Genomic DNA, 21,871 nt, shown 5'->3' on the forward strand with positions numbered 1-21,871 from the left:
GTCCTGCTCCGCAGGAACGACGCCCGGCCCTACGGGCCGGAGCCGAATCCCTCCGGAATTCGGTCCTGAATCCCTCCGGGATTCAGGAGCAATTCCTCCGGAATTGCTGAATACAATTGCTCCGCAATTGTATTTTTCGGCTGGGGGTGTCTGTGTGGCTTAGGTTGACACCTCGTCAGGTGCTGGTGGTTGCTCCTGACGAGGTGTCACTTAAAGTTCTTAATATCGCTTTGTGTTTTCGTCCGGATTTTCCCGGTTCATTTCCTCTTGCTGTTCGTGTCTGCGAGGGTTCCCGGTTCCGTGGAGCTTTCGTGGCGCGGGGTCACGCGCAGGCGCATGCGCCGGGGCAGCAGGGTTGTTGCCAGTGTTTTGGGGCGGGGGTCGGTTTGCGGCTCGGGGGTGAGTCGCCAGCGGCTGGCGACGGTGGCGAGTGTGAGGGTGGCTTCGGTCATGGCGAACTCGTCGCCGATGCATTTGCGGCCGCCGTTGCTGAAGGCGGCGAAGGAGCCGCGCGGCAGGGCTGAGGCGTGTTCGGGTAGCCACCGGTCAGGGCTGAACTCCTCGGGCTGGGCATAGACATCCGGCCGGTGCTGGACGGTGCAGGGGCTGATGAGGACGAGGGAGCCGGGCTCCAGCACTTGGCCGGCAATGGTGGTGCGTGCGGTGGTGGCCCGGGTGAACACCCAGCCCGGCGGGCGCATCCGCAGAGCCTCGGTCACTACACGTCGGGTGTAGGGCAGTTCCGGAAGATCCGCGAAGCGTGCAGGGCGGCCGTGGAGGACTCGGTCGACCTCGTCTTCCAGTTGTCGCTGGGCCGTGGCATTTCCGGCTAGCAACAGGAACATCCAGGTCAGGGCTGCTGCGGTGGTGTCCGTGCCGGCGCTCAGGAAGGCGATCGCCTGTTCGCGCAGCTGGTCGCTGGTCAGAGGACGGCCGTCCTCGCCCTGGGCATCCAGCAGCAGCGCCAGCAGGGAGGCCGGGTGGGGGCGGACACGGTGTTCTGCAACGAGGCGGTCCATGGAGGTCAGGAAAGTTTCGCGGGCCTTGGTCTGCCGGCGTATGACGGGCAGAGGGAGCCTCTGGGTGACTTTGGGAAGCAAGAGGTCCACGGCCAGGCCGCGGGTGAGGGTGGCAATCGACTGCTGCACGGCGGTGGCCGCCTCATCCGTGCAGCCGGCGCCGAAGATCATGCGCATCGCTGTGTTCGCACTCAGCCGGAAGAAAGCCGGAAACGCTTCAAAGGCATGTCCACCGCGCCAGGAAGCGGTGAGCGCGGTGATCTGCTGTTCCATGATGGCGCCGTAGGCTGCGATGTTGTCTGCACCGAAAGCAGGTTGCAGCATGCGACGCTGATGGCGGTGCCGGGCGTGCGGGCAAAGACCCAGGCTTTCTCCGAACACCTCCCGGGCTCGCTCATAGAGTGGACCGCCCTTGTCGAAGGTACGGTAATCGACCAGCATGTGCCGCAGAATCTCGGGATGGCAGGGCACATAGGCCCGTCGGGGACCAAGACGGATCGTGACCAGATCGCCATGCCCGGACAAGGAGCCAAGGAACTTCAAAGGGTCGCGCATCAGATGAGGAGCATGCCCCAGCACGGGCAGGGCACCGGGAGCTATGGCATGAGTGAATTCGGTACTGATGTCCATTATGTGACCTGTCTTTCACGGGACGCTGGCGGCGGATAGGACGCGGATCTCCCCTGCTCCCGGACTGACCGACTGGAGAGCTGGGACGCCGGTCCTCGGGGACCATCCTCACGACCGGTAGGTGTCGATACTCATTTCGAACGCAGTGCAGACGGCCAGGGGCACCACCGGCAGTATTCTCCTCGGGAGTTACCGGCCCCCAAGAAGATGACAGCGGGCCGTGGCGGGGTTTTGTGGGCGGAGGCTGAGGCTCGGTGAGGATGACACCGAGCTGTCGTGGTTTCGTGCCGCCGCGAATTCGAAGTGCCGGCACCAGGCTCGGCCAGCCCGGGGGGGGCGAGGCCAGCAGGGATTGCTGCGCCCATGTCACACCGCTTCGCCTCGTCCGCCGCTCTGACCCGATCGGAACCGCACAGCCGCCCGCTCGTAATACTGCACGAACACCCGGTCGGCGACCCCACCTTTAGCGAAACGATCACCGAATCGTTCGGCGTATGCGTGGAAGCATCTGGCATCGTGGTGCAGGAACAGGATGTCGTGGAGTGCCATGTTTCTGATCGCGATGAGGGGTACCGGCGACTGGGATACGGGGAAGGCGTGGTTTCGTGCTGCGGTTTCCGCGCAGTGTTCGTGAAATTGGCCCATCATCAGGCCGCGCGTGGCGAGTTCGGGTTTTAGGTCCGCCTGTGTCTGGTCGAGTTGTTGGCAGCCGGCGCGGCTCAGTTGCGGGAGCACGAGGACGAGCGAGTGTAGCGTTTTGTTTCCGTGGTCCCATGTTCTGTCGTGGAACTTGGCGACTGTGCCGAGGATCAGGCGGCGCAGTTCGGTGGGGTCTTCGCCGTCGATGTCTTCTGCGTGTTCGATGGCGATCGTGCCGGCCCGGTGCGCTGGTTCGACGAATGGACAGACCGGTCCGGGGCGGCCGAGTTCGGGGTGGTCGCGCATCAGGTAGGTGCGGAACCATTCTATGACGAGTTCCTCGGTTTTGTGTGGTCGGCCGAGGGTCAGTACGGCGCCGCCGGGCAGGGGGGTGCGGTTTGCCACGTCGAGGCCGCTGGAGTGGAGCAGCTCGGTCATTTCCTGTGTGCTGCGTTCGCGCCCCCCGGCGAACAGGCACATCATGTAGAGGTCCATCACGGCCGTGTCCCAGGCCAGTTCGTCCTGGTGTGCGTCTGTTTCCGGTGTGGCCATTTCGATGAGGGCGAGTCTGCCGCCGGGTCGCAGGGCGCGCCCGCATGCGCGGAGGACGGTGGCCGCGTCGTCGTCCCCGAGGTCGTGCACGATGTGGCGGAGCAGCACCAGGTCTCCCGTCGGCACGTCGTCGGTGAGGAAGTCCCCGGCGTGGAAGGTGAATCGGTCTGCGAGTCCGGCGCGCTTCATCCGTGCGGTGGCGGGTTCGCGGGATTCTGGGCGGTCAAGGAGGACTCCGCGGGTGCCGGGGTGGTGGGTGAGTATGTGTTCGAGCAGTGCGCCGTCACCGCCGCCGACGTCCACGGCGACTCGGGGCGGCGTGGGGCCGAGGGCGGTGAGGATTCCGGGGAGTTCGGCGTGGAGTCCGGCGGCTTGGGAGGCGTCGAATATCGATCTGAGGGGCGGGTTGTCGCTCAGGTAGGGGAAGAACGGGGTGCCGGTGATCTCCTCGAACGCGGGTTTGCCGGTGCGGACGGCGTGGGCCATTCCGTCCCATGCCTGGCCTACGAGGTTGGCGGCCAGCAGTGCGGTCGGGTGTGCTGTGCGGGGGGTGTCCGAGCGCAGTTGGTGGCCGAGTGGTTCGAGGGCGAAGGTGTCGTGGGCGGTTTCCTGGACGACTCGGAAGGCGGCCAGTGCTCGCAGCAGGCGGCGCAGTGAGGTGGGGTTGGCGCCGACGGACCGCGTCAATTGTTCGAGGGGGTGTTCGGCGTCCCGCATCAGGTTGGGCAGGCCGAGGAGGACGAATGTCTGCACGGCCTTGGACACGATCTGCCCGTAGATCAGGCGTCGGACGTCCTCAGCCGTCATCGGTCGCCCGCCTGGTCGGCGAGCAGGCGCTGAAGTTCCTCGATCCGCTCGGCGAGTTCGCGGTTGCGTCCGGTGACCATCATCCAGATCATGCGGAGGTCGCCGGAGAATGCGGCTTTGGAGTCGGTGAATCCGACCGGCATGTTGCGTTCGAAGATGAAGTGGCTGGGCCAGGCGATGGAGAAGAATACCGGCACGCCCAGCAGTGTCCGGCGCAGGCGCTTGCCTTTCGGGGCCGTTGCCGGGGTTGCGAGGGCGGCGCCCATGGCGACGACGTGGCCCCACCGCGTGCTGGCCTTGGTGTGTGCCAGGAGGTAGCGGTCGAAGCTCGACAGTTCCAGCGGGGCGGTTGTGGGCGCGGTGGTGTTGTTGTCCACGGCCGGCTTCGGCTGGTTGATCGTTGTCATCGTCGTGTCCTTCTGTTTCGCTGTTTGGTCTGTTTCGTTGTTTGGTGTCGGTTCGCGTCGGCGTTTCGTGTTCTGGTGTGGCTCAGTGCGGTTGGTGGACGCGCACGGGGAGTCCGGCTTTGGGCCGCAGTGCGGCGAATCCGTCGAGCCGGGGTGGGTGGTCGTCGGCCAGGGTGATGTCCCCTGCCTGTAGCACGGCCGCGAGTACCGCGGGCACGATGACTGCGGCCATGCCGCTGCCGGGGCACCTGCGGCGTGGGGAGCCGTAGGGGAAGTAGGCGGCGGGCGGGACGGCGGCGGTTGCGGTGCCGGTCCTGTCCCACCGGTCGGGGTCGAATCGTTCGGGGTCGGGCCAGGAGTCGGGCGAGCGGTGGGAGGTGAACTGGCTGAGCATGAGGCGGCTGCCGGCGGGGATGCGGTGGCCGTGGACTTCGAATCCTTTGACGCAGTGGCGGGCGCTCGCCACTACTGGTGGGTGGACGCGGATGGCTTCCGCGACTACGTGGCCGAGGTATTTGAGCCGGCGCGCGGTGGCGGCCCGTACCGGTTCGTCGCCCAGTTCGCGGGCGACTTCCCGCTTCGCCTCGGCCAGGACTTCCGGGTTGGCCAGCAGGCCGTACAGCGACCAGCCGAGCGCGGAGCTGGTCGGGTCGTAGCTGGCGATGAGGAGGCTGACGACCGTGTCGCGGACTGTGTGGTCTCCGGCCGGCAGCTCGGGGTAGATGCCGGGGCGCAGCAGGAAGCCGATGGGGTCGATCGGGTCCGGTGTGGGTGTGGCCCCGGCGCGCCTGCGGGTGATTTCGGCGTGCACGACCCGGTCGATGCGGCTGAGGGGCTTTCGCAGCCGTAGTCGGCCCAGGCGGGGGGCGTTCCATACCAGCAGGGTCAGGATGGAGGAGCGGTTCAGTACGGTGTGGAGTTGTTCGAGGGTGGTGTCGAGTGTGTTGCCTTCGCGGTTGAGGACGCCGGGGCCGATGAAGGAGTCGACGGACGCCAGCCGCACTGCGAGCCGTAGTTCGGTGTAGGCGTCCACTGTCGTGTTCTGCGGCCAGGCTGCGAGGCGGTCGCGCACCCGGTCGAGGACGCGGTCCGCGTAGGCGTCCACGTGTTCGCGGTCGAACAGTGGGCGCAGCAGTTGTCGCATGGTCCGGTTTTCGGCGTTCGGCAGGGCTACCAGGGCGGTGTCGCCGGCGATGGCTTGGAGGCCGCCGTAGGAGAACTCGAAGTTTTCGGTGTTGCCGAGTACCAGTTCGTTGGCGTCGGTGCCGAACAGGAAGGTCCAGCGCAGTGGTCCGATGCCGAGGGCCGCGACGGGTCCGTAGGTGTGGTGCAGGTGGCTCATTCCGGCGGCCACCGAGTCCCGGAAGCTGTCGAGCGCCGTCGCGACTTCCCGCGGCGTCCGTGGGCCCGGTAGGCGCGGGCGTCGGCCGCCGGGCGCGGTCACCGGCCCTGACAGGTGTGAAGTCACGGCATTCTCCCATCGGTTGGGGGTGGGGCGGGGTGCGGCCGCCGCGGGTTCAGCCCGTGGTTGTGCGGGTGAGGTTGTTTTCGCGGGAGTCGACTCGGAGGGCGTCGACGGCGACCATGAGCAGTGCTGTGGCGGCGAGGGCCGGTGCGGTGACCGCGGCGGGTGCGGAGAGCGCGAGGACCAGGGCGATGAACAGGAAGGTGAACCACATGTCCTGTTTGAGGACGCTGTTGGCGTGGGTGCCGACGGCTCGGGTCATTCGGATGGCCTGGAGTACGGCGAACGGCACGGCGGGTACCAGCAGCAGCCATCTGAGGCTGCCCGCGCCCTCGTTTCCGTGGGCGAGGAAGGTGAACAGCGGGGCGACCAGGTGCACGCCGACTGTCGCGGTACCGGCTGCGACTGCGGCGGCTCGTCGGGTGGGGAACACGGTGGCGGAGGTGCGTAGTCCGGTGCGCTTGTCGCCGTCGTAGTCGGGCACGTTTTTCACCAGGCCCTTGGCCAGGAACCACAGTGTGATGAGGGCGAGCAGCCACAGGAGCGCGTCCGGGTTGGGTGGCGGGTCGGCTTGGCCGGTGGCGGTGCAGGCCACGGCGTACCCGAATACGAGAGGGCCGTAGCCGGCGAGGGCGAAGCCGAGCAGGCCGGCGACGGGTTTGGCTTTGAGTCGCAGTGGCCGGTAGGAGTACTGGTGGGAGCCTGCCAGTACGAGCAGGAAGATGCCGAGGGGGCCGGGTCCGAGCGGTGCCGACGACAGCACCACTGCCGCGCTCCAGATGGCCAGGGTGGTGCGGTAGCGGTGCCAGCCGATCTCGCCGACCAGGCCGAGCCGGCCGGGCATGTTGACGCTGTCCTCGTCCAGGTCGGTGTGGACGTTGTAGAGGTTGGCCAGCATTCCGGTTGTCAGCATCAGGAAGGCGCCGAGCCAGAACTGCCAGCGGACTTCGTCGGCGACGATGCCGTAGCCGAGCGCGAAGATGGTCAGGCTGGGCGTGCATGTCCGCGGTCGGCTCAGGGCGATCAGCAGGCGTGCTGTCCGCGCGGGGCCCGCGGTTCCTGGGCTGCGGCGGACGAGGTTCACCAGTTCGTGTGGCGGCAGCGCTGTCCAGGTCTGGGCGGGTTGTCGGTGCGCCGGCTCGGCTTCGGACAGGGTTTCGCCGTCACGCGGTGCCATGGCCGCTCCCCTGCTCCGCGGTGAGCCGGGGGTGCGGTGGGTCGGGTTGGCCGGGAGGCTGTGTGGGTGCGAGGTATCGGCCGAGGGCGATGACGGGCATTGCCTGGACGATCGCCGGATAGGCGAAGTAGATCTCGCCCGGCTGGCCGGTCGCGGTGAAGACTTCTTCGTCCCATGAGCCGTCGGGGCGCTGGTGGTCGGCCAGCCAGGTGAATGCCGCCCGCACCTGCTTGTCGTCGGCGCCGACGCCTGCGGCGTGCAGGGCGAGCAGGGCCCAGGCGGTCTGCGAGGGGGTGCTTCGGCCGCGGCCGCGGTGGGCCGGGTCGTCGTAGGACCGGCAGTCCTCGCCCCAGCCGCCGTCCGCGTTCTGGTGTTGGCGCAGCCAGTCCGTTGCGCGTCGGATGTGCGGGTCGCCGGGGCTGATTCCGGCGGCCACGAGGCCGGGGACGGCGCTTCCGGTTCCGTAGATGTGGTTGACGCCCCAGCGGCCGAACCAGGAGCCGTCCGGTTCTTGCTGGGCGAGGAGCCATTCGGCCGCGGCCGATGGCCTTCGTGCTCCGCCTTCTGGTGCGGCGGCGGTGAGGGCTTCGAGGACGTGGCCGGTGACGTCGGCGGTGGGTACGTCGAGCATCGGGCCGTGGTCGTTGTAGGGGAGGCGTTGCGAGAGTTCGGTGAGCGGTGACAGGTCGCCGGATTCGTAGGCGGCCCATCCTCCTTTGCGGGACTGGAGGCCGGCGAGCCAGGCTTGGCCGCGTTCGACCGCTGGTGCCACGGCGGGCGGCAGTTGCCCGTTGCTGTCGCGGAGCCGGGTGAGCGCGGTGATGGCGATCGCGGTGTCGTCCAGGTCCGGGTAGTTGTTGAGGCCCGGGGAGAACGGCCAGCCGCCGGGAGGTACCCGGGGCCGGTCGCGCTGCCAGTCGCCGCCGCTGGTGGACTGCTGGGCGATGAGCCAGGTGCAGGCGCGTTCGATCGCCGGGTGGGTGGGCTTTACTCCTGCGTCGAGCAGGGCGAGCAGTGAGTAGGCCGTGTCCCATACGGGTCCGGGGCAGGGGACGATTCGGCGTGCGGCCCCGTCGGGGGTTTCGACGGGTGCGCCGAAGCCGTCCAGCGCGGCGAGTGCGGAGCGGTAGGCGTTGTTGTCGGTGGTGTAGCCGAGGGCTTTGAGGGCCAGTGTTCCCAGTGCCGTGAACAGGAAGACGTGGAACCAGGAGCCGTTGGCCTGCTGGTTGCGCAGTAGCCATAGTTCCGCCCGCGCCAGTGCCCGGCCTCGCAGTGGGCGCAGCGGGTGTTTGTGGTAGGCGCGCATGACTCGTTCGGCTTTGCCGGGTGGTGCGGTCTCGGCGGGGGATGTCGGGTCGTACAGTTCTGGCAGGTCGAATCCGGCTGGCCAGATGGGTCGCTGGGCGGCGATGACCGATAGTGGTGTGAGCAGGTGGCGTGACCAGACGCCCAGCGAGCGGACTGCGACCGGGGTGCCGGCCGGGAAGAGGATCTGTTCGGGCAGGATGGGCGGAACGCGGTCCCAGGCGCGGATGCCGAGTACCGCGAGCCAGAAGTGGGTTTCGGTGCGTGCTGCGCCGAGCCCGCCGTGGCGGCGGCAGAATCGCGCGGCGGACCGCATGTGCGGCTCGTCGGGCGGGTCGCCGGCCAGCCGCAGCGCGAGGTATGCCTCGGCGGTGACGGACAGGTGTCCCGGCCCGCCGGGGAACATGGGCCAGGACCCGTCGTCGTGCTGTCCTCGGCGTACTCGCAGGGCGGTGCGTTCGAGGGCGGCCGTGTCGGTGATGCCCAGGCAGTGCCGGGCGATGATGTCGGCCGATTCGGCGCTGACGTTGGTGTGCGGTCCTTCGTACCAGTGTCCGTCGTCGAGTTGGCGCGCCAGGAGGTTGTCGATTCCGCGAGCGAGGGTGTCGTCGGCGTGGATGTCGTTCATGGGGCGACCGGGCCCCCTTTGCGGTGGGCCGATCGGTGCACGCACCGTTGGGGTGCTCGTTGCGGTACCAAGAGCCTTTGCGGAATGAGCGCCAAGATCGCTTCCTTCTGCTGGGGCAGACTCGTGCACCGGGGTAACGAGCCACGGACGGCTTTCCGCCACGTGCGCGGCCGGGTATCCCTTGCTTGCCTGCCGTCTCGGGCAACGACTCACAGGTGTAGCGCAGGCTGTTCGGGACCGGTCACGCCCGCGGAGTGGTAGCCGCGCCTGGCGGGCGGGGCGCGGGGGCTGCCGGACTTGGCCGAACTGCCTTGGTTGTCGGGGCCGTTCGGGGTGGGGCCGGAAGGGCTGGAGGGGCGTCCGCATGGTGGGATGGGGCCGTATCCGCTGAGCAGAGGAGTGTGAGCATGAGCGAGAGCGCGTCGCGGCCCATCGACACGTCGGTACCGCACTCGGCCCGCATCTGGAACTACTTATTGGGAGGCAAGGACTACTACGAGGTCGACCGGGTGGCCGGTGAGGCCTATCGGGAGGCGTTCCCCGGCATTGTGGACATCGCCCGTGGGCAGCGGTATTTCCTGGACCGGGCGGTGCAGTTCCTGGCCGGTGAGGCGGGAATACGGCAGTTCCTCGATATCGGGACGGGGCTGCCCACCCAGGACAACACTCATGAGCTTGCGCAGCGCGTCGCGCCGGAGGCGCACATCGTGTATGTGGACAACGATCCGCTGGTGCTCGCCCACGCGGGGGCGCTGCTGACGAGTTCGCCGGAGGGCCGCACGTACTACGTGGAGGCCGATGTGCGCGATCCCGACGCGATCCTGGCCGCCGCGGCCGAGCGGCTGGACTTCTCCCGCCCGGTCGCGTTGACCATGCTCGGTGTGCTGGGGCACATCGGCGATGAGGAGCAGCCGCACGCCATCGTTCGGCGCCTGGTCGAGGGGCTGCCCGCGGGCAGTTATGTGGCGCTGGCCGACGGGACGGACACGAACCGGGAGTTCGCCGAGGCGCAGCGCCGGTACAACGAGGGCGGTTCGGTGCCGTATACGCTGCGCAGCCCGGGCCAGATGGTGGCGTTCTTCGACGGTCTGGAGCTGGTCGAGCCTGGGGTTGTTCCGCTGCCGCAGTGGCGTCCTCAGTTTGCCGAGGTGGGAACGGCGACGGATATCACGCACGAGCTGTGCGGGGTTGGCCGGAAGCTCGCGTAGGCGCGGGTGGCGACCGGGGGCGTGCGGTAACGGCCGCGCGTCCCCGGTGGCCGCTGCCCGGCGGCGGTCCTCCGGTATCAAGGGCGAGGGGGCGAGGTTGTTGGCATCACGGTGTTCCGCACCGCTGTACCATGGGGCGCCCGTCTCGGGCCGGATTCCGGACGGGCGTTCGGGGGCAGGGGCGTCTTGTGAAACGTACGCGTCGTCGGAGGGCCGGGGTCGTTCCCGGGACGGTCGCCGTGGCCGCGGCCGTGCTGTGTGGGTGCGGCGGCGAGGGGGAGTCGCCGACCGACGGGGTGCCCGCGGTGCCGACCAGCCCGAAGCCCCGAGAGATCCCGACGCCGCCCAGGCCGCCGGAGACCAGGGACGGCTACGACGCCTGTGGCGGTGACCCGTTCGACGCCGGGGCGGTGGTGGCCTACTCCCCGGACGGCCCGGCGTGGAGCGGGCCCGGGCCGCATCCGGCCGTGCTGTTCCGGCCGGGCTCCATTCCCGAGGTGGAGGTGCCGCAGCTTCCGCAGGAGTGGTCGCCGTCGGTGCCCTACGGCTTCACCCAGCTGGTGGTGTGCGAGTACTCGGACGACGAGTTCGAGGGCGAGAAGGTCGGCGACTGCAGTTACCTGGGGGGCGCCCCGTACGGGGATCGCGATCCGGAGGTGTTTTCCGAGCGGTACATCTACCGGGTGTTCGAGGCGAAGACGGGCGAGCTGGTCGCCGAGTTCAGCCTGGACGGTACGACCAGCGTGGACGAGAGCTGCCCGGAGACGTCGTACGCTCCCCCGTCGACGTACTGGCAGCGCGTCGAGAGCGACGCGCTGGAGGAGGAGCTGCGGCCGCTGGTCGAGGGGAACGCGCCCTGAGCGGTCGGCTCGGGTGCGCGCCGCGGCGCCGGGTCCGCGTCAATTCGGTGGCGTCGTTCCGCCCGTCCGCGTCATGATCCGGTGATGGTCGAGAGGCTGAACGACGACGGCCGCGCGGGGATCGACGCGGCGCTGGTGAAGCGGCTGATCGCCGTGCAGTTCCCGCAGTGGAGCGGTCTGCCGGTCGAGCCCGTGGTGGTCGACGGCTGGGACAACCGGACCTACCGTCTCGGCTCCGGGATGACGGTGCGGCTGCCCACCGCGGCGGGGTACGCCCCGGCCGTGGAGAAGGAACACCGGTGGCTGCCCGTTCTGGCGCCGGCGCTGCCCGTGCCGATCCCGCCGGTGCTGGCGATGGGCGAACCGGGAGAGGGGTATCCGTTCCGCTGGTCGGTCCGCGGGTGGCTGGCGGGCGACACGGCGCGGCCGGACCGTATCGGCGATAGGGCGGGCTTCGCGACATCGGTCGCCGAGTTCGTGCTGGCGCTCCAGCGCATCGACGCGACGGGCGGCCCCGCGGCCGGTGCGCACAGCTTCTACCGCGGCACGCCGCCCGGCCACTACGACGGGGAGACCCGCCGGGCGCTGGCGGCGCTCGCGGGCCGCATCGACACCCGGCGGGCGGCGGCCGTGTGGGAGGCGGCCCTCGCGGCCGGCCGGCGGGGCGCGCCGCTGTGGTTCCACGGGGATATCGCGGGCGGGAATCTGCTGGTCAGGGACGGGCGGCTGGCCGCGGTCATCGACTTCGGCACGTCGGGGGTGGGCGACCCGGCCTGCGATCTGGTGATCGCGTGGACGATGTTCCGTGGGGAGAGCCGGAAGGCGTTCCGCGCGGCCGTCGGGCAGGGCCGCGGGATGTGGGCGCGGGCCCGGGGGTGGGCGCTGTGGAAGGCGCTGATCTGCCTGGCGGACGACATCGACGCCCGTCCGGCAACGGCGGCGGAGCACCGCCGTGTCATCGGTGAAGTCCTCGACGACCACGACGAGTTCGGCTGAGTGGTGCGTTCGCCCGGCTGGGGCGGGCAATATCGCGTGCGGCCTGGCGTGGTGGTTGGGGAGCCGGTACGGTCCCGCCAGGCGCGTCAGATCATGGAACGTGACGGAATCCGGGCCGGAGCGTGGTGTCGCGGACGTGACGTCATGGGCCGGGCGCGCCCGTGCACTCCCAGGAACCACCCCTCGCCCCTGGAGCCGACATGTCGAAAAGACGCTGGGCAGGTCCTGCCCTGCTCGCTTTGTCGCTGACGCTGATCGCCCCCCTGACGGCGTCCGCCTCCCCACCCGTCGCCCCCTCCGCGGTCTCCCCGTCCGCCGCCGGTTCGGACGGCGCCGGGCCGGCGGCGGAGGCCGCCGCGGTGCCCCTGGAGGAGGTGACCGCAAGCGCCACCCAGGTGGCGTCCGGCCTGCGGCGCCCGACCGCGCTGGTCGGGCCCGACGACGGAACGGGCCGGCTCTTCATCGTGGAGAAGAGCGGAACGGTCCGCGTCTACCATCCGGACACCGGTCTTGAGCAGACGCCGCTGCTGGACATCACGTCCGCGGTGGACGAGTCGGGGAACGAGCGCGGGCTGCTCGGCATCGCGCTCGCGCCCGACTTCAACGAGAGCCAGGAACTGTACCTGGCGTACACGGCGTTGCCGGACGGTGCGGTGACGCTGGCGCGGTACGGGCTGGCGGACGCGAGCCTGGAGCCGCTGCTGTCGCAGGAACACGCGGAGTACAACAACCACAACGGCGGCCAGTTGGCGTTCGGCCCCGACGGGTACCTGTACTGGGCCATCGGGGACGGCGGCGGCTCCGGTGACCCGTTCGACACCGGGCAGCGGCTGGACACGCTGCTGGGCAAGATTCTGCGTATCGACGTCGGCGGGGACTGCGGCGGCCTCGGCTACTGCATCCCCGAGGACAACCCGTTCGTGGGCGTGGCGGGTGCCCGTGAGGAGATCTGGATATGGGGGGTGCGCAACCCCTGGCGGTTCTCCTTCGACCCGGCGGACGGCTCGCTGTGGATCGGCGACGTGGGTCAGGGCCGCTGGGAGGAGATCGACCACCTCGCGCCCGGCGAGCAGGCGGGGGCGAACCTCGGCTGGTCCTGCTACGAGGGCTCGGAGGTGTTCGACGAGGCGCAGTGCGACCCCGGCGCCGAGTACACCGACCCGGTCTTCACCTACTCCCCGCAGACCGGCGGCTGCGCCGTCATCGGCGGACGCGTGTACCGCGGTGAGGAGTTCGCGGATCTGGTCGGCGGCACCTACATCGCCACCGACTACTGCTCGTCCACGGTCTGGGCGCTGCGCGAGGATGGCGCGGGCGGCTATCTCCAGGCGGAGATCGGGGAGATGCCCACGCAGGTGACGGCGTTCGGCACCACGGCGGAGGGCGAGTTCTATGTCGTGAACGACCTGCCGGGCGGCCTGCACCGGGTGTCGTTCGAGCGGACGGAGCCGACCTGCCGGGTCGAGGCCACGGCGAATTCCTGGGGCGGTGGCATGACGGTCGACCTGACCATCACCAACTCCGGTACCGAGCCGGTCGACGGATGGTCGCTCACCTTCCCGCTGCCCGCGGGGCAGACGGTTTTGTCGGACTGGAACACCACGATCACCCAGAACGGCGACATCGTCACCGCGACGAACGCCTCGCACAACGGCGCGATCGCGCCGGGCGCGAGTGTAAGCATCGGTTACCTCGTCAGCCATTCGGGGGAGGCGGCGGTGCCGGGCAGGTTTGCCCTCAACGGGGCGAACTGCGGCGTCGGCGGCTGACCTGGGGGCAGGAGAAGGAGGTGCCCTCACCCGCCGGTACGGCGGGTGAGGGCACCGTGCCGTTCGGCGGGCCCCGGGCGGGCCCGGCGGTCGCGGCAGGCTTCGAGGAAGGCCAGGACGCGCAGGTGGTACTGGCGGGCGGCGTGCCCGAGGCTGATGTTGTGACCGGCACCGGCGAGGTGCCCGGTGTGGACGAGTGGGGCGGCCAGGCGCGCGGCCATGGCGTGCACGGCGTCGTGGTCGCAGGTCCAGAAGCGTTCGTGCTCGGCGAAGGTGAGGCTGACCGGTATCCGGATGCGGCGGGCCAGCCGGGGGTACTGCCGCGGCCAGTGGAGCAGCTCGCCGGCTTCCCTGGGCGGGGTGGGGCCGACGAGGTGCTGGGCCAGGCGGAAGGTGCCGGGCGGGTAGAGCGCGAGCGGGCCCCAGTGGAGAGACGGTGGGTGTTCCGGGGGCGGGCGAGGCGGTCGGGGGCAGCGCCCACCGTTCGCCGACGCCGGACGCCGAGCAGGTCCTCCTCGGCGGCGGCGTCGGCCGCGGCGGTGAGGGCGAGTTTGCCGCCGAACGAGTGGCCGACCAGCAGGAAGCCGGCGCCGGTCGGGCGGGTCACGGCGTAGCGGCGCAGAGCGGCCCGCAGGCAGGTCGCCTGTTCGGCGAGCGTCGCGCCGTCGGGGAAGGCCGCGGCGGAGGCGCCGTAGCCGGGGCGGTCGATGGCGAGGGCCGCGTATCCGGTGGCGGCGGCCAGGGTGAGCAGGGAGGTTGCGGGATCGGCCCGGCCGTGGAAGTAGCCGGCGCGCATGCCGCCGCCGTGGAGGGCGAGAGGACGGCGCGCGGCTCGTGCGCGGCGGGCTCGGCGCAGGGCCGAGAGGCGTGCTCTTCCGGCAGGTAACTCGACCTCGCGGGCCGTGGCCGGCTGCGGCATGGAGGACTCCGTCCTTCACAGGCGTGGTCGCGTCGGGTGGCAGGGAACGGGCACCGCCCGGGGCCGGCCGCGAGCGGCCGGCCCCGGGCGGTGTGGTCAGGGCAGGTACGGGCTGCTCGCGCGGGCCCGGCGCAGGGCTTCGGCCCACCAGGCCAGTTGGTCGAAGAACTTTTTGGCCGCGGCCTCGGCGTCCGGCAGCGCCTCGTCCCCGTCGAAGGCTCCCCAGGCGTTGTGGAAGGAGAGCATCTCCCTGATCGTCATGGCGTGCACCTCGGGAAAGACCTGCCGCAGGTGCTCGGCGGCCCGCAGGCCGCCGCCCATTCCGCCGTAGGAGACCAGGCCGACGGGCTTGGCCGACCACTCCGTGAGATGCCAGTCGATGGCGTTCTTCAGTGACGCGGGGAAGGAGTGGTTGTACTCGGGCGTGACGACGATGAATGCCTCAGCGGCGACGAGCCGCGGGGTGATGGCGTCTTTGACGCGCTGCACCTCCTCCGCCACCGACTGGCCCATGCCCGCCACGGCGAGCGGCAGGGGGTGGTCGGCGAGGTCCACGACGTCCACGTCCCACTTCGCGTGCAGGGCGGCCTGAGCGGTGACCCAGCCGGCCACCTTCTCCCCCATGCGGCCCTCGCGCACGCTCCCGACCACCACCGCCAGCTTCAACGGCTCGTTGCTCACGCCAGTTTCCTCTCTGATGGGCTGCCCGGGGCGGCCGTCGGCCGATACCCGTACAGCGTCTCGTGCGGGAATTGTTGCAGTCGGCGGGGCTCGCGGATACCGAGCATGGCCGGCGCCGCGGCCCGCGGCCGACGCGAATCGCCCGGCCAAGGTGCCTGTCGGCAAGGGCGGTTGAGGCACATGGTCAACCAAGGTGTCATCAACCGCTCGGTGCGCGCCGTTCTTGTGACAGGGTCTCGGTGAACGGCAATGCGCCAGTGACGTTTTCTCAGCGAAATGATCTTCGCGAAGCGGGTTGATCTGGGCACCGCAGACCGGATCGGACAGTGATGGCCCGGGTATGGACAGACGTAAAGCCCCTGATAGGACGGTTCTCACCACAAGATCGTCCGCTGAACCAGAGGCTTCACGTTGATCCCCTATGCTGCCATGCTCGATGTCCCGCGCCACGTGGTGGAGTACCTGGCCCGGCTGCTGACCGGACACCGCCGCCGGATCGGCCCCCCGAAGAGCTCCCGCGTGCTGGGCCCTTTCCGACAGGCGATGCTGGTGCTGCGCTGGTTCCGCGAGGCCGGGTGCGTGCACTGCCTGGCCCGTGACGCCGGGATACCGCAGGCCACCGGTTACCGCTACCTACACGAAGGCATCGACGTCCTCGCCAGCCAGGCCCCGGACCTGCACGAGGTGTTGCGGCGCTGCCACGCGGAGGGGATGACCCATGTGGTCCTGGACGGCACGCTCGTCGCCTGCGACCGTGTGGCGGGGACCACCGAGAAGGGCAACGACCTGTGGTACTCCGGGAAGGCCAAGCACTTCGCGGGGAACGTGCAGTTCATCGCCGCACCCGACGGCACTCCCCTGTGGGTCTCCGACGTCGAGCCCGGATCGGTGCACGACCTGACCGCCGCCCGCATCCACGCCCTGCCCGCCCTGTACCCGGCCGCCCGCGACAGCCTGCCGACCCTGGCTGATGCGGGCTACACCGGGGCCGGCATCGGTATCCACACGCCCTTCCGCCCGCACCCCGACATCTCCTCCCCACTCGCCGCGGACAACCGCACCCACAACCGGCTGCTGCGGGGCATCCGGGCCCTGGGCGAACGCGCAGCGGCGGAACTCAAACAACGCTGGCGGGCACTCCAGCACGTCACGATCAGCCCCTCCCGCATCGGAGCCATCGCCAAAGCCGCACTCGTCCTCAACACCTCATGGAAATGAACTCGGCTGAGAAAACCTCAGTGAATCCCCGTTCTTCTGACGGCATAATTGCAGGAGGATTTCCGTGCGGCACCATACGCAGCACGATTCCACGCAGTTCATGGTCGCGGGACCATTACAGGATGCGCTTTCGTGGCAGATCCTCGTGGTCGAATCCGACGAGCGCGCCGCGCGCAGTCTGTGCAGGCGCCTTGAGGAGCACGGGCACCGCGTGCGCTGTGTGCGGACGGGCATGGAGGCGCTGCGGGCCCGGCAGGGCGCGGACGTCATCCTGATGGACTTCGAACTTCCCGATGTGGACGGGCTGGACATGTGCCGGTCGCTCACGGCGACGTCCCACGTGCCGCTGCTCGCCGTGACCGGGCGGTCCGACGAGGCGGACCGGGTGCTCGGTCTGCGGGCCGGCGCCGATGAGTACCTGGTCAAACCGTACGGATTTCAGGAGCTGCTGGCCCGTATGGAGGCGGTGATGCGCCGCTCCTCCCCCACGCGCAGGGAGCAGCGAGTCGTGCGGATGGGGCCGCTGAGCGTGAATCCCGCCGTCAGGACCGCGGTGCTGTCCGGGCAGCCGCTGCGGCTCACCCGCAAGGAGTTCGGCCTGCTGCACGTGCTGATGGCTCGGCCCGGTGCCGTGGTGAGCAGGGAACAGCTCATGCAATGCGTGTGGCAGGAATCCGACACCGTTCACAGCCGCACGCTCGACACGCATGTGTCCGGGCTGAGGAGAAAGCTCGGGTCGGCCGGCTGGATCGTGACCGTGCGCGGTGTGGGATTCCGGCTCGCGCAGCCGTGACGGGCCCGTCGTTCTCGGAAAGGACCGCTATGCCGGTACAGCACGGGGAATGGGAATGCGTGGGGTTTTCCTGTTCGAGCCGGAAGGCGGCAGGGCGGGCGCCGCGAAGGGCCGCGGCGGGGTTCCGCCTGTGCCGCTCCTGCCGCGAGGAACTGACGATGCACCTGTCGGAGGCGGCGCACCTGTACGCCGAGTGCGGTGAACCGCTGACGAGTCAGGCCCCGCGGCAGCTGCGGGAGAGAACCAGCGGCGGCGGCGCGTCCCCCGGTATCCGGCTCAACGAGGCCGCGGCGCGGGTGTGCGGTGAGCTGCTGGCGCTGGCGGGCTCCTGGAGCGTGCTGGTGGCGTAGGAGCGGTCCGTCGGGGCGCCGCCGCGCGACATGGCCGCTCTGGCCGTTTTCCTGCGGGCGCACGTGGGGTGGCTGGCCGGTCACGCGGCGGCGGCCGAGGTGTGCGGGGAGTTCGCGCTGGGCGTTCTGGCGGCGCGGCGCGGCGCCAGGCCGGGTGAGGGCCCGGGCCGACTGCATCTGGGCGCGTGCCCGGAGGTGGGGTGCGGCGGGGAACTGGTCGCCACGGCGCACCCCGCGGCCGAGGCGGTGCCCGATCTGGTGACGTGTACGGCGGACGCGGGCCACCGGTGGCCGAGCGAGCAGTGGACGCGGCTCGCCCGCCGGCTGCCGGCCGCGGCGGGCGGTGCGCGCCGCGAAGTGCCCGAGCGCTGGCTGAGCGTGGAACACGTCACCCGGTTCTTCCGCATTCCGTCGGGGTCGGTGTACCGGCTCGCTTCCGAGCACGGGTGGAGCAGGCGGCGGCGCGGGGGCCGGGTGTACTACCGGGAGGCCGATGTGCACGACAGCTTCGCCCGGCGGGCCGGGGACGCCGGCGGGGGCCTGCCGTCCCCCGGGGATGCGGCCGGGCGGGGGGGCCGCGCACGATGTGCGGCTCGGCCGCGTCGGACTCGTCCTCTCCGGCGAGGAGCGGCTGCGGCAGCCCGGGAACGGCCGCGGGCCGCGCGGTGCGGCCCGGCCGCGAGGGGGTCGCCCCGCGGCGGCGCGGCGTGCCGACGACGGCGGCGAGCCAGCCGAGGGCCGCGACGGCCAGGACGGCGGTGAGGGCAGGGGCGCGGCCGGGCAGGGGGCCGGTGGGGGCGGTGGGCAGCAGGGCGGCCGTGCAGGCGACGGTCAGGGCGGCACCGATCTGGACCGCCGTCTGGTAGGCGGCGCCGGCCCTGGCCTTGTCGCGGTCGGGGACGCCCGCGGTGGCCTGGGTGTTCAGGGCCGCGAACGCGAGGACGAAGCCGGCGCCGACGGCGAGCAGCGCGGGCAGCAGCCCTGTCGGGTAGGGGCCGTCGAGGCCCTGCTGCCACAGCAGCGCGAAGCCGGCGAGTGCCGAGGTGAGGCCGCAGGCGATGAGACGACGTGGGCCGAAGCGTTCGACCATGCGGCCGGAGTGGAGGGCGCAGAGGGCGAGGGGCGCGGCGGCCGGCAGGAAGGCCAGGGCGGTCGGCAGGGGGCCGAGGTCCCGCTGGGTCTGGAGGTGCAGGGAGGCGGTGAGCAGGGCGCCGGGATGGGCGCCGTTGAGCGCCGCGGCCACGAGGGCGGCGCGGACGAGACCCGGGCTGCGCAGGACGTGGGCGGGCCACAGCGGGCGGGCGGCGGTGCGTTCGCGCAGTACGAGAAGGCCGGAAGAAACGGCGCACAGCAGCAGGAGGGCGGTGCCGCGGCGGCCCGCCCAGCCTTCGGCGGGGACGTGGGAGAGCGCGCCGATCAGCGCGGCGATGGCGGCGGTGAGCAGGAGGGCACCGGGGACGTCGGGGCGGCCGGGGGCGCGGTGCCGCCGGGGGCCGTCGCGGGGGATCAGGCGGGTGCCGGCGGCGAACAGCGCGGCGACGACGGGGCGGGGAAGGCGAGGGTCAGGCGCCAGTGGGCCTCGGTGAGCAGGCCGGACAGCAGCAGGCCCGTGGTGAAGCCGACGGCGCCGAAGAGGACGTAAACGGAGACGGCCCGGCGGCGGGGCGCGCCGTCGCGGAAGGCCGAGGTGATGATGGCCAGCCCCATGGGGGCGGTGAGCGCGGCGCAGCAGCCCTTGACGAAGCGGGTTGCGGCCAGGAGGGCGGGGTCGTTTGTCGCGGCGGCGGCCAGCGAGGCCGCGGCGAAGACCGCCAGGGCCGCCAGGTATACGGGGCGGCGTCCGAAGCGGTCCGCCAGTTGAGGGCCGAGCAGGAGCAGTCCGGCGAAGCCGAGGGCGAACCCGCTGAGCATCCACTGGATGCCGGCGGGTGCCAGGTGGGAGTCGGTGCCGATGGCCGGCGCGGCGATCAGGAGGGTGGAGACCTCCAGGGCGTCGATCAGCATGTTGCCCGCAAGGACGGCGAGCAGGGCCCACGGCCGCGGCGCGGCGGCGGGCCCTGGGGCCGCGGAAGTCGTCATGGTCCTTCTCTCCTCGGGTCGTGCGGCGGGCCCGGGCCGGCGGCGTCGCCGGCCCGGGCCCCGGGGTTCAGCCCAGCAGCGTGCCGCCGCTGGCGTCGACGAAGGAGCCGGTGATCCAGCAGGCGTCCTCGCCGGCGAGGAACGCGACGACGTCGGCGATGTCCTCTGGCTCGCCGACGCCGTTGAACGCCGAGAGTCCCGCCATCTGTTCGACGGCCGCCGGGATGTCGAACGCCGGGTTGCTGTTGCGGGTGATGCCGGGCGCCACGGTGTTGACGGTGATGCCGCGTGGTCCGAGGAGCTTGGCGAAGTGCAGAGCGAGCTGTTCGACCGCGCCCTTGGTCATGGCGTAGGCGATCTCGTCCGGGTTGGCGAAGTGGGTCAGCCCGGACGAGATGTTGATGATGCGTCCGCCGTCGGGCATGTTGGCCAGGGCGCGCTGGATGAGGAAGAACGGCGCTTTGGCGTTGACGGCCATGAGCCTGTCGAACGCTTCCGGCGTGGTGTCCTCGACGGAGAGGCCGCCCATGCGGCCCGCGTTGTTGATCAGGATGTGGAGGTCGGTGCCGCCGGTGCGTTCCTTGAGTCCTGCTGCGAGGCCGAGGAAGAGTTCGTGCACGTCGCCGGGCATGCCCAGCTCGGCTTGGATCGTGAACGCGCTGCCGCCCTCCCCCTCGATGGTCGTGACGGTCTCCTCGGCCGCGTCCCGGCCGGTGGCGTAGTGGACGGCGACGAGCGCGCCCTCGCGGGCCAGGCGGACGGCCGTGGCGCGTCCCATGCCGCGGCTTGATCCGGTGACCAGCGCGGTCTTTCCGGTGAGTTTGCCCATCGGGTTCCTCCCGTTCGTGCGGTCGGTGTGGCGGGTCGGGTTCGCGCTGTTCCTCCGGGGCGCGGTCCGCGGGGCGGCCGGGCCGAACCAGCGGTTCAGGGCCTCGGCCAGCCCGTGCGTCCCGTCGCCGGCCCATGCCACGTGCCCGTCGGCGCGTACCAGGACGGCGGGGGCGGCGGGCGGCGGGCCGGTTGCCGGGCCGCGGGCGGGGGTGATCCGGTCGGTGGGTCCGGCGGCGGCCCGGTGCAGGGCCGCGGCCCGTTCCTCGTCGCCGTCGCGGCTGAGCAGCAGCCCGCGGCCGGTGCGGAGCAGTTCCGCGGACGTGGTCGGCCGGCCGTCCGCGGCGAGGAGCGGGGTGGGCGGCAGGCGGGCGCCGAGCAGGGGGTGGCCGGGGCCGAGGTCGTAGCGGACGCCGAGGCCGGAGATCATTCCGGCCAGGTGGGCCCGGGCGGCCTCGTGCGCGGTGAGCTCGGCCATGACGGCCCGTACGGGCGCGACCTGCGGCCCGTCGAGCAGCAGCGTCGCCTGGGCGCGGATGTTGGCCAGGACGTGGGCGCCGACGGGGTGCCGTTCGGCGTGGTAGGTGTCCAGGAGTCCGTCGGGGGCGTGGCCGCGCAGGTGCGCGGCGAGCTTCCAGCCGAGATTGACGGCGTCCTGGAGGCCGAGGTTGAGGGCTTGTCCGCCGATCGGCATTTGCCGGTGCGCGGCGTCGCCCGCGAGGAAGATGCGGCCGTTGCGGTAGGCGGCGGCCTGGCGGGAGGCGTCCCCGAACGAGTTGACCCACAGCGGGGTGCCTTCGGAGATGTCCTCGCCGGTGACGCGCCGCCAGGCGTCGGCCAGTTCGGCGAACGCCGGTGGTGTGGTGCGGGTGCGGGCGGGGGCGCCGAACTCGTGGACCATGACGCGGGTGACGCCGTCGCCGCGGCGGGCAGCGATGGCCAGGCCCCGTGCCAGGCGCTGGAAGCGGCGGTCGGGCACGTCGAGGCCCGCCACGTCGGCCCGCAGGAGTTCGCGGGCCGCGTCCCGGCCGGGGAAGGCGATGCCGGACAGGCTCCGCACGGTGCTTCGTTCGCCGTCGCAGCCCACGACGTAGCGAGCGCGCAGGCGCACCGGGCCGCGGGCGGTTGCGATCTCGGCCTGGACGTGGTCGCGGTGCGGATGCAGGCCCCGGAGCCGGTGCCCGCGGTGCGGCCGGGCTCCGAGCCCGGCCGCCCAGGTACCGAGCAGTTCCTCGGTGCGGGTCTGGGGCACCTTCCACTGCCCGGGGTGGGAGCCGGGCAGGGTCAGGTCGAGGGGAATTCCGCCGAAGTGGCCGCGTGGCTCGTCCGGGACGGGGCCGAGCGGCGCGAGCAGGCCGCGGGCGTCCAGGATCTCCATGGTGCGCGCGTGGAGGGTGGAGGCCCGGGATTCGGTGGTGGGCCGCTCGCGCCGCTCGACGACGACGACGTCGGCGCCGCCCAGCCGGAGTTCGCCCGCGAGCATGAGGCCGACCGGGCCCGCGCCGACGACGAGGACGTCGGTATCGGGTGCGGCGCCCATC

General features: G+C 71.1%; 18 protein-coding genes and 1 pseudogene. 7 read left to right on the plus strand and 12 right to left on the minus strand.

Annotation, left to right across the window (positions count from 1 at the left end; genetic code table 11):
- Window positions 1–257: 257 nt before the first annotated feature.
- From RM779_RS18475 to shc, 6 genes are all read right to left on the minus strand, one after another.
- Window positions 258–1,649 carry a cytochrome P450 gene (locus tag RM779_RS18475; RefSeq protein ID WP_311618832.1) on the minus strand — a complete coding sequence of 464 codons (1,392 nt, stop codon included), beginning with the start codon at window positions 1,647–1,649 and terminating at the stop codon, window positions 258–260.
- A gap of 366 nt (window positions 1,650–2,015) precedes the next feature.
- Complete coding sequence (locus RM779_RS18480) at window positions 2,016–3,647, minus strand: DUF6875 domain-containing protein (protein ID WP_311618833.1); 1,632 nt, start codon at window positions 3,645–3,647, stop codon at window positions 2,016–2,018.
- A complete protein-coding gene (locus RM779_RS18485; RefSeq protein ID WP_311618834.1) occupies window positions 3,644–4,054 on the minus strand; it encodes an Mpo1-like protein in 411 nt (136 codons plus the stop codon). The genes RM779_RS18480 and RM779_RS18485 overlap by 4 nt, the downstream gene beginning before the upstream one ends.
- 82 nt (window positions 4,055–4,136) lie before the next feature.
- Window positions 4,137–5,522 carry a cytochrome P450 gene (locus RM779_RS18490; RefSeq protein ID WP_311618835.1) on the minus strand — a complete coding sequence of 462 codons (1,386 nt, stop codon included), beginning with the start codon at window positions 5,520–5,522 and terminating at the stop codon, window positions 4,137–4,139.
- 49 nt (window positions 5,523–5,571) lie between these two features.
- Complete coding sequence (locus RM779_RS18495; RefSeq protein ID WP_311618836.1) at window positions 5,572–6,696, minus strand: UbiA family prenyltransferase; 1,125 nt, start codon at window positions 6,694–6,696, stop codon at window positions 5,572–5,574.
- Window positions 6,683–8,629, minus strand: a complete 1,947-nt coding sequence (gene shc / locus RM779_RS18500; RefSeq protein WP_311618837.1) for a squalene--hopene cyclase — start codon at window positions 8,627–8,629, stop codon at window positions 6,683–6,685. Before shc ends, RM779_RS18495 begins: the two co-directional genes overlap by 14 nt.
- A 407-nt stretch (window positions 8,630–9,036) precedes the next feature.
- Between shc and RM779_RS18505 the strand changes: the two genes are divergently transcribed.
- The 4 genes from RM779_RS18505 (at window position 9,037) to RM779_RS18520 (ending at window position 13,462) form a co-directional block, all read left to right on the plus strand.
- Window positions 9,037–9,837 carry an SAM-dependent methyltransferase gene (locus RM779_RS18505; protein ID WP_311618838.1) on the plus strand — a complete coding sequence of 267 codons (801 nt, stop codon included), beginning with the start codon at window positions 9,037–9,039 and terminating at the stop codon, window positions 9,835–9,837.
- Between the two features lie 305 nt (window positions 9,838–10,142).
- Window positions 10,143–10,697 carry a hypothetical protein gene (locus tag RM779_RS18510; protein ID WP_311618839.1) on the plus strand — a complete coding sequence of 185 codons (555 nt, stop codon included), beginning with the start codon at window positions 10,143–10,145 and terminating at the stop codon, window positions 10,695–10,697.
- 84 nt (window positions 10,698–10,781) lie between these two features.
- Window positions 10,782–11,693, plus strand: a complete 912-nt coding sequence (locus RM779_RS18515) for an aminoglycoside phosphotransferase family protein (protein ID WP_311618840.1) — start codon at window positions 10,782–10,784, stop codon at window positions 11,691–11,693.
- A 200-nt stretch (window positions 11,694–11,893) separates the two neighbouring features.
- On the plus strand, window positions 11,894–13,462 hold the full coding sequence (locus tag RM779_RS18520; RefSeq protein ID WP_311618841.1) for a PQQ-dependent sugar dehydrogenase: 1,569 nt from the start codon (window positions 11,894–11,896) through the stop codon (window positions 13,460–13,462).
- Window positions 13,463–13,488: 26 nt separating this feature from the next.
- On the opposite strand, the gene RM779_RS18525 is transcribed toward RM779_RS18520, so the two are convergent.
- The 3 genes and pseudogenes from RM779_RS18525 to RM779_RS18535 form a co-directional block, all read right to left on the minus strand.
- On the minus strand, window positions 13,489–13,692 hold the full coding sequence (locus RM779_RS18525; protein WP_311619040.1) for a hypothetical protein: 204 nt from the start codon (window positions 13,690–13,692) through the stop codon (window positions 13,489–13,491).
- A gap of 173 nt (window positions 13,693–13,865) precedes the next feature.
- A pseudogene (locus tag RM779_RS18530) lies at window positions 13,866–14,381 on the minus strand (alpha/beta fold hydrolase); the annotation flags it as partial.
- A 96-nt stretch (window positions 14,382–14,477) separates the two neighbouring features.
- The gene (locus RM779_RS18535; protein WP_311618842.1) at window positions 14,478–15,062 is read right to left on the minus strand and encodes an NADPH-dependent FMN reductase; all 585 of its coding nucleotides are present in this window, start codon (window positions 15,060–15,062) and stop codon (window positions 14,478–14,480) included.
- A 411-nt stretch (window positions 15,063–15,473) separates the two neighbouring features.
- Here RM779_RS18535 and RM779_RS18540 point away from each other — a divergent pair, with 411 nt between their 5' ends.
- The 3 genes from RM779_RS18540 to RM779_RS18550 all read left to right on the plus strand — a co-directional run bounded on the left by RM779_RS18540 (window position 15,474) and on the right by RM779_RS18550 (window position 17,423).
- Window positions 15,474–16,280: a transposase family protein gene (locus tag RM779_RS18540; RefSeq protein ID WP_311618843.1), complete on the plus strand. Its 807-nt coding sequence runs from the start codon at window positions 15,474–15,476 to the stop codon at window positions 16,278–16,280.
- Window positions 16,281–16,344: 64 nt separating this feature from the next.
- Window positions 16,345–17,073: a response regulator transcription factor gene (locus RM779_RS18545; protein WP_311618844.1), complete on the plus strand. Its 729-nt coding sequence runs from the start codon at window positions 16,345–16,347 to the stop codon at window positions 17,071–17,073.
- A 158-nt stretch (window positions 17,074–17,231) separates the two neighbouring features.
- A complete protein-coding gene (locus RM779_RS18550) occupies window positions 17,232–17,423 on the plus strand; it encodes a hypothetical protein (protein ID WP_311618845.1) in 192 nt (63 codons plus the stop codon).
- A gap of 388 nt (window positions 17,424–17,811) precedes the next feature.
- On the opposite strand, the gene RM779_RS18555 is transcribed toward RM779_RS18550, so the two are convergent.
- From RM779_RS18555 to RM779_RS18565, 3 genes are all read right to left on the minus strand, one after another.
- Window positions 17,812–18,996, minus strand: a complete 1,185-nt coding sequence (locus tag RM779_RS18555; RefSeq protein WP_311619033.1) for an MFS transporter — start codon at window positions 18,994–18,996, stop codon at window positions 17,812–17,814.
- Window positions 18,930–19,502, minus strand: a complete 573-nt coding sequence (locus RM779_RS18560) for an MFS transporter (protein ID WP_311618846.1) — start codon at window positions 19,500–19,502, stop codon at window positions 18,930–18,932. Before RM779_RS18560 ends, RM779_RS18555 begins: the two co-directional genes overlap by 67 nt.
- A gap of 67 nt (window positions 19,503–19,569) precedes the next feature.
- Window positions 19,570–21,870 (minus strand): SDR family oxidoreductase, encoded by a 2,301-nt coding sequence (locus RM779_RS18565; protein WP_311618847.1) that lies wholly within the window; start codon window positions 21,868–21,870, stop codon window positions 19,570–19,572.
- Window position 21,871 lies beyond the last annotated feature (1 nt).

Source organism: Streptomyces johnsoniae (genome assembly GCF_031845565.1).
Lineage (GTDB): Bacteria > Actinomycetota > Actinomycetes > Streptomycetales > Streptomycetaceae > Streptomyces > Streptomyces johnsoniae.

Coding starts and splice junctions, on each gene's coding strand:
- RM779_RS18480 (WP_311618833.1), bottom strand. CDS start 3,647: ATGACGGCTGAGGACGTCCGACGCCTGATCTACGGGCAGATCGTGTCC.
- RM779_RS18495 (WP_311618836.1), bottom strand. CDS start 6,696: ATGGCACCGCGTGACGGCGAAACCCTGTCCGAAGCCGAGCCGGCGCAC.
- RM779_RS18505 (WP_311618838.1), top strand. CDS start 9,037: ATGAGCGAGAGCGCGTCGCGGCCCATCGACACGTCGGTACCGCACTCG.
- RM779_RS18475 (WP_311618832.1), bottom strand. CDS start 1,649: ATGGACATCAGTACCGAATTCACTCATGCCATAGCTCCCGGTGCCCTG.
- shc (WP_311618837.1), bottom strand. CDS start 8,629: ATGAACGACATCCACGCCGACGACACCCTCGCTCGCGGAATCGACAAC.
- RM779_RS18515 (WP_311618840.1), top strand. CDS start 10,782: ATGGTCGAGAGGCTGAACGACGACGGCCGCGCGGGGATCGACGCGGCG.
- RM779_RS18550 (WP_311618845.1), top strand. CDS start 17,232: ATGCACCTGTCGGAGGCGGCGCACCTGTACGCCGAGTGCGGTGAACCG.
- RM779_RS18520 (WP_311618841.1), top strand. CDS start 11,894: ATGTCGAAAAGACGCTGGGCAGGTCCTGCCCTGCTCGCTTTGTCGCTG.
- RM779_RS18565 (WP_311618847.1), bottom strand. CDS start 21,870: ATGGGCGCCGCACCCGATACCGACGTCCTCGTCGTCGGCGCGGGCCCG.
- RM779_RS18485 (WP_311618834.1), bottom strand. CDS start 4,054: ATGACAACGATCAACCAGCCGAAGCCGGCCGTGGACAACAACACCACC.
- RM779_RS18560 (WP_311618846.1), bottom strand. CDS start 19,502: ATGACGACTTCCGCGGCCCCAGGGCCCGCCGCCGCGCCGCGGCCGTGG.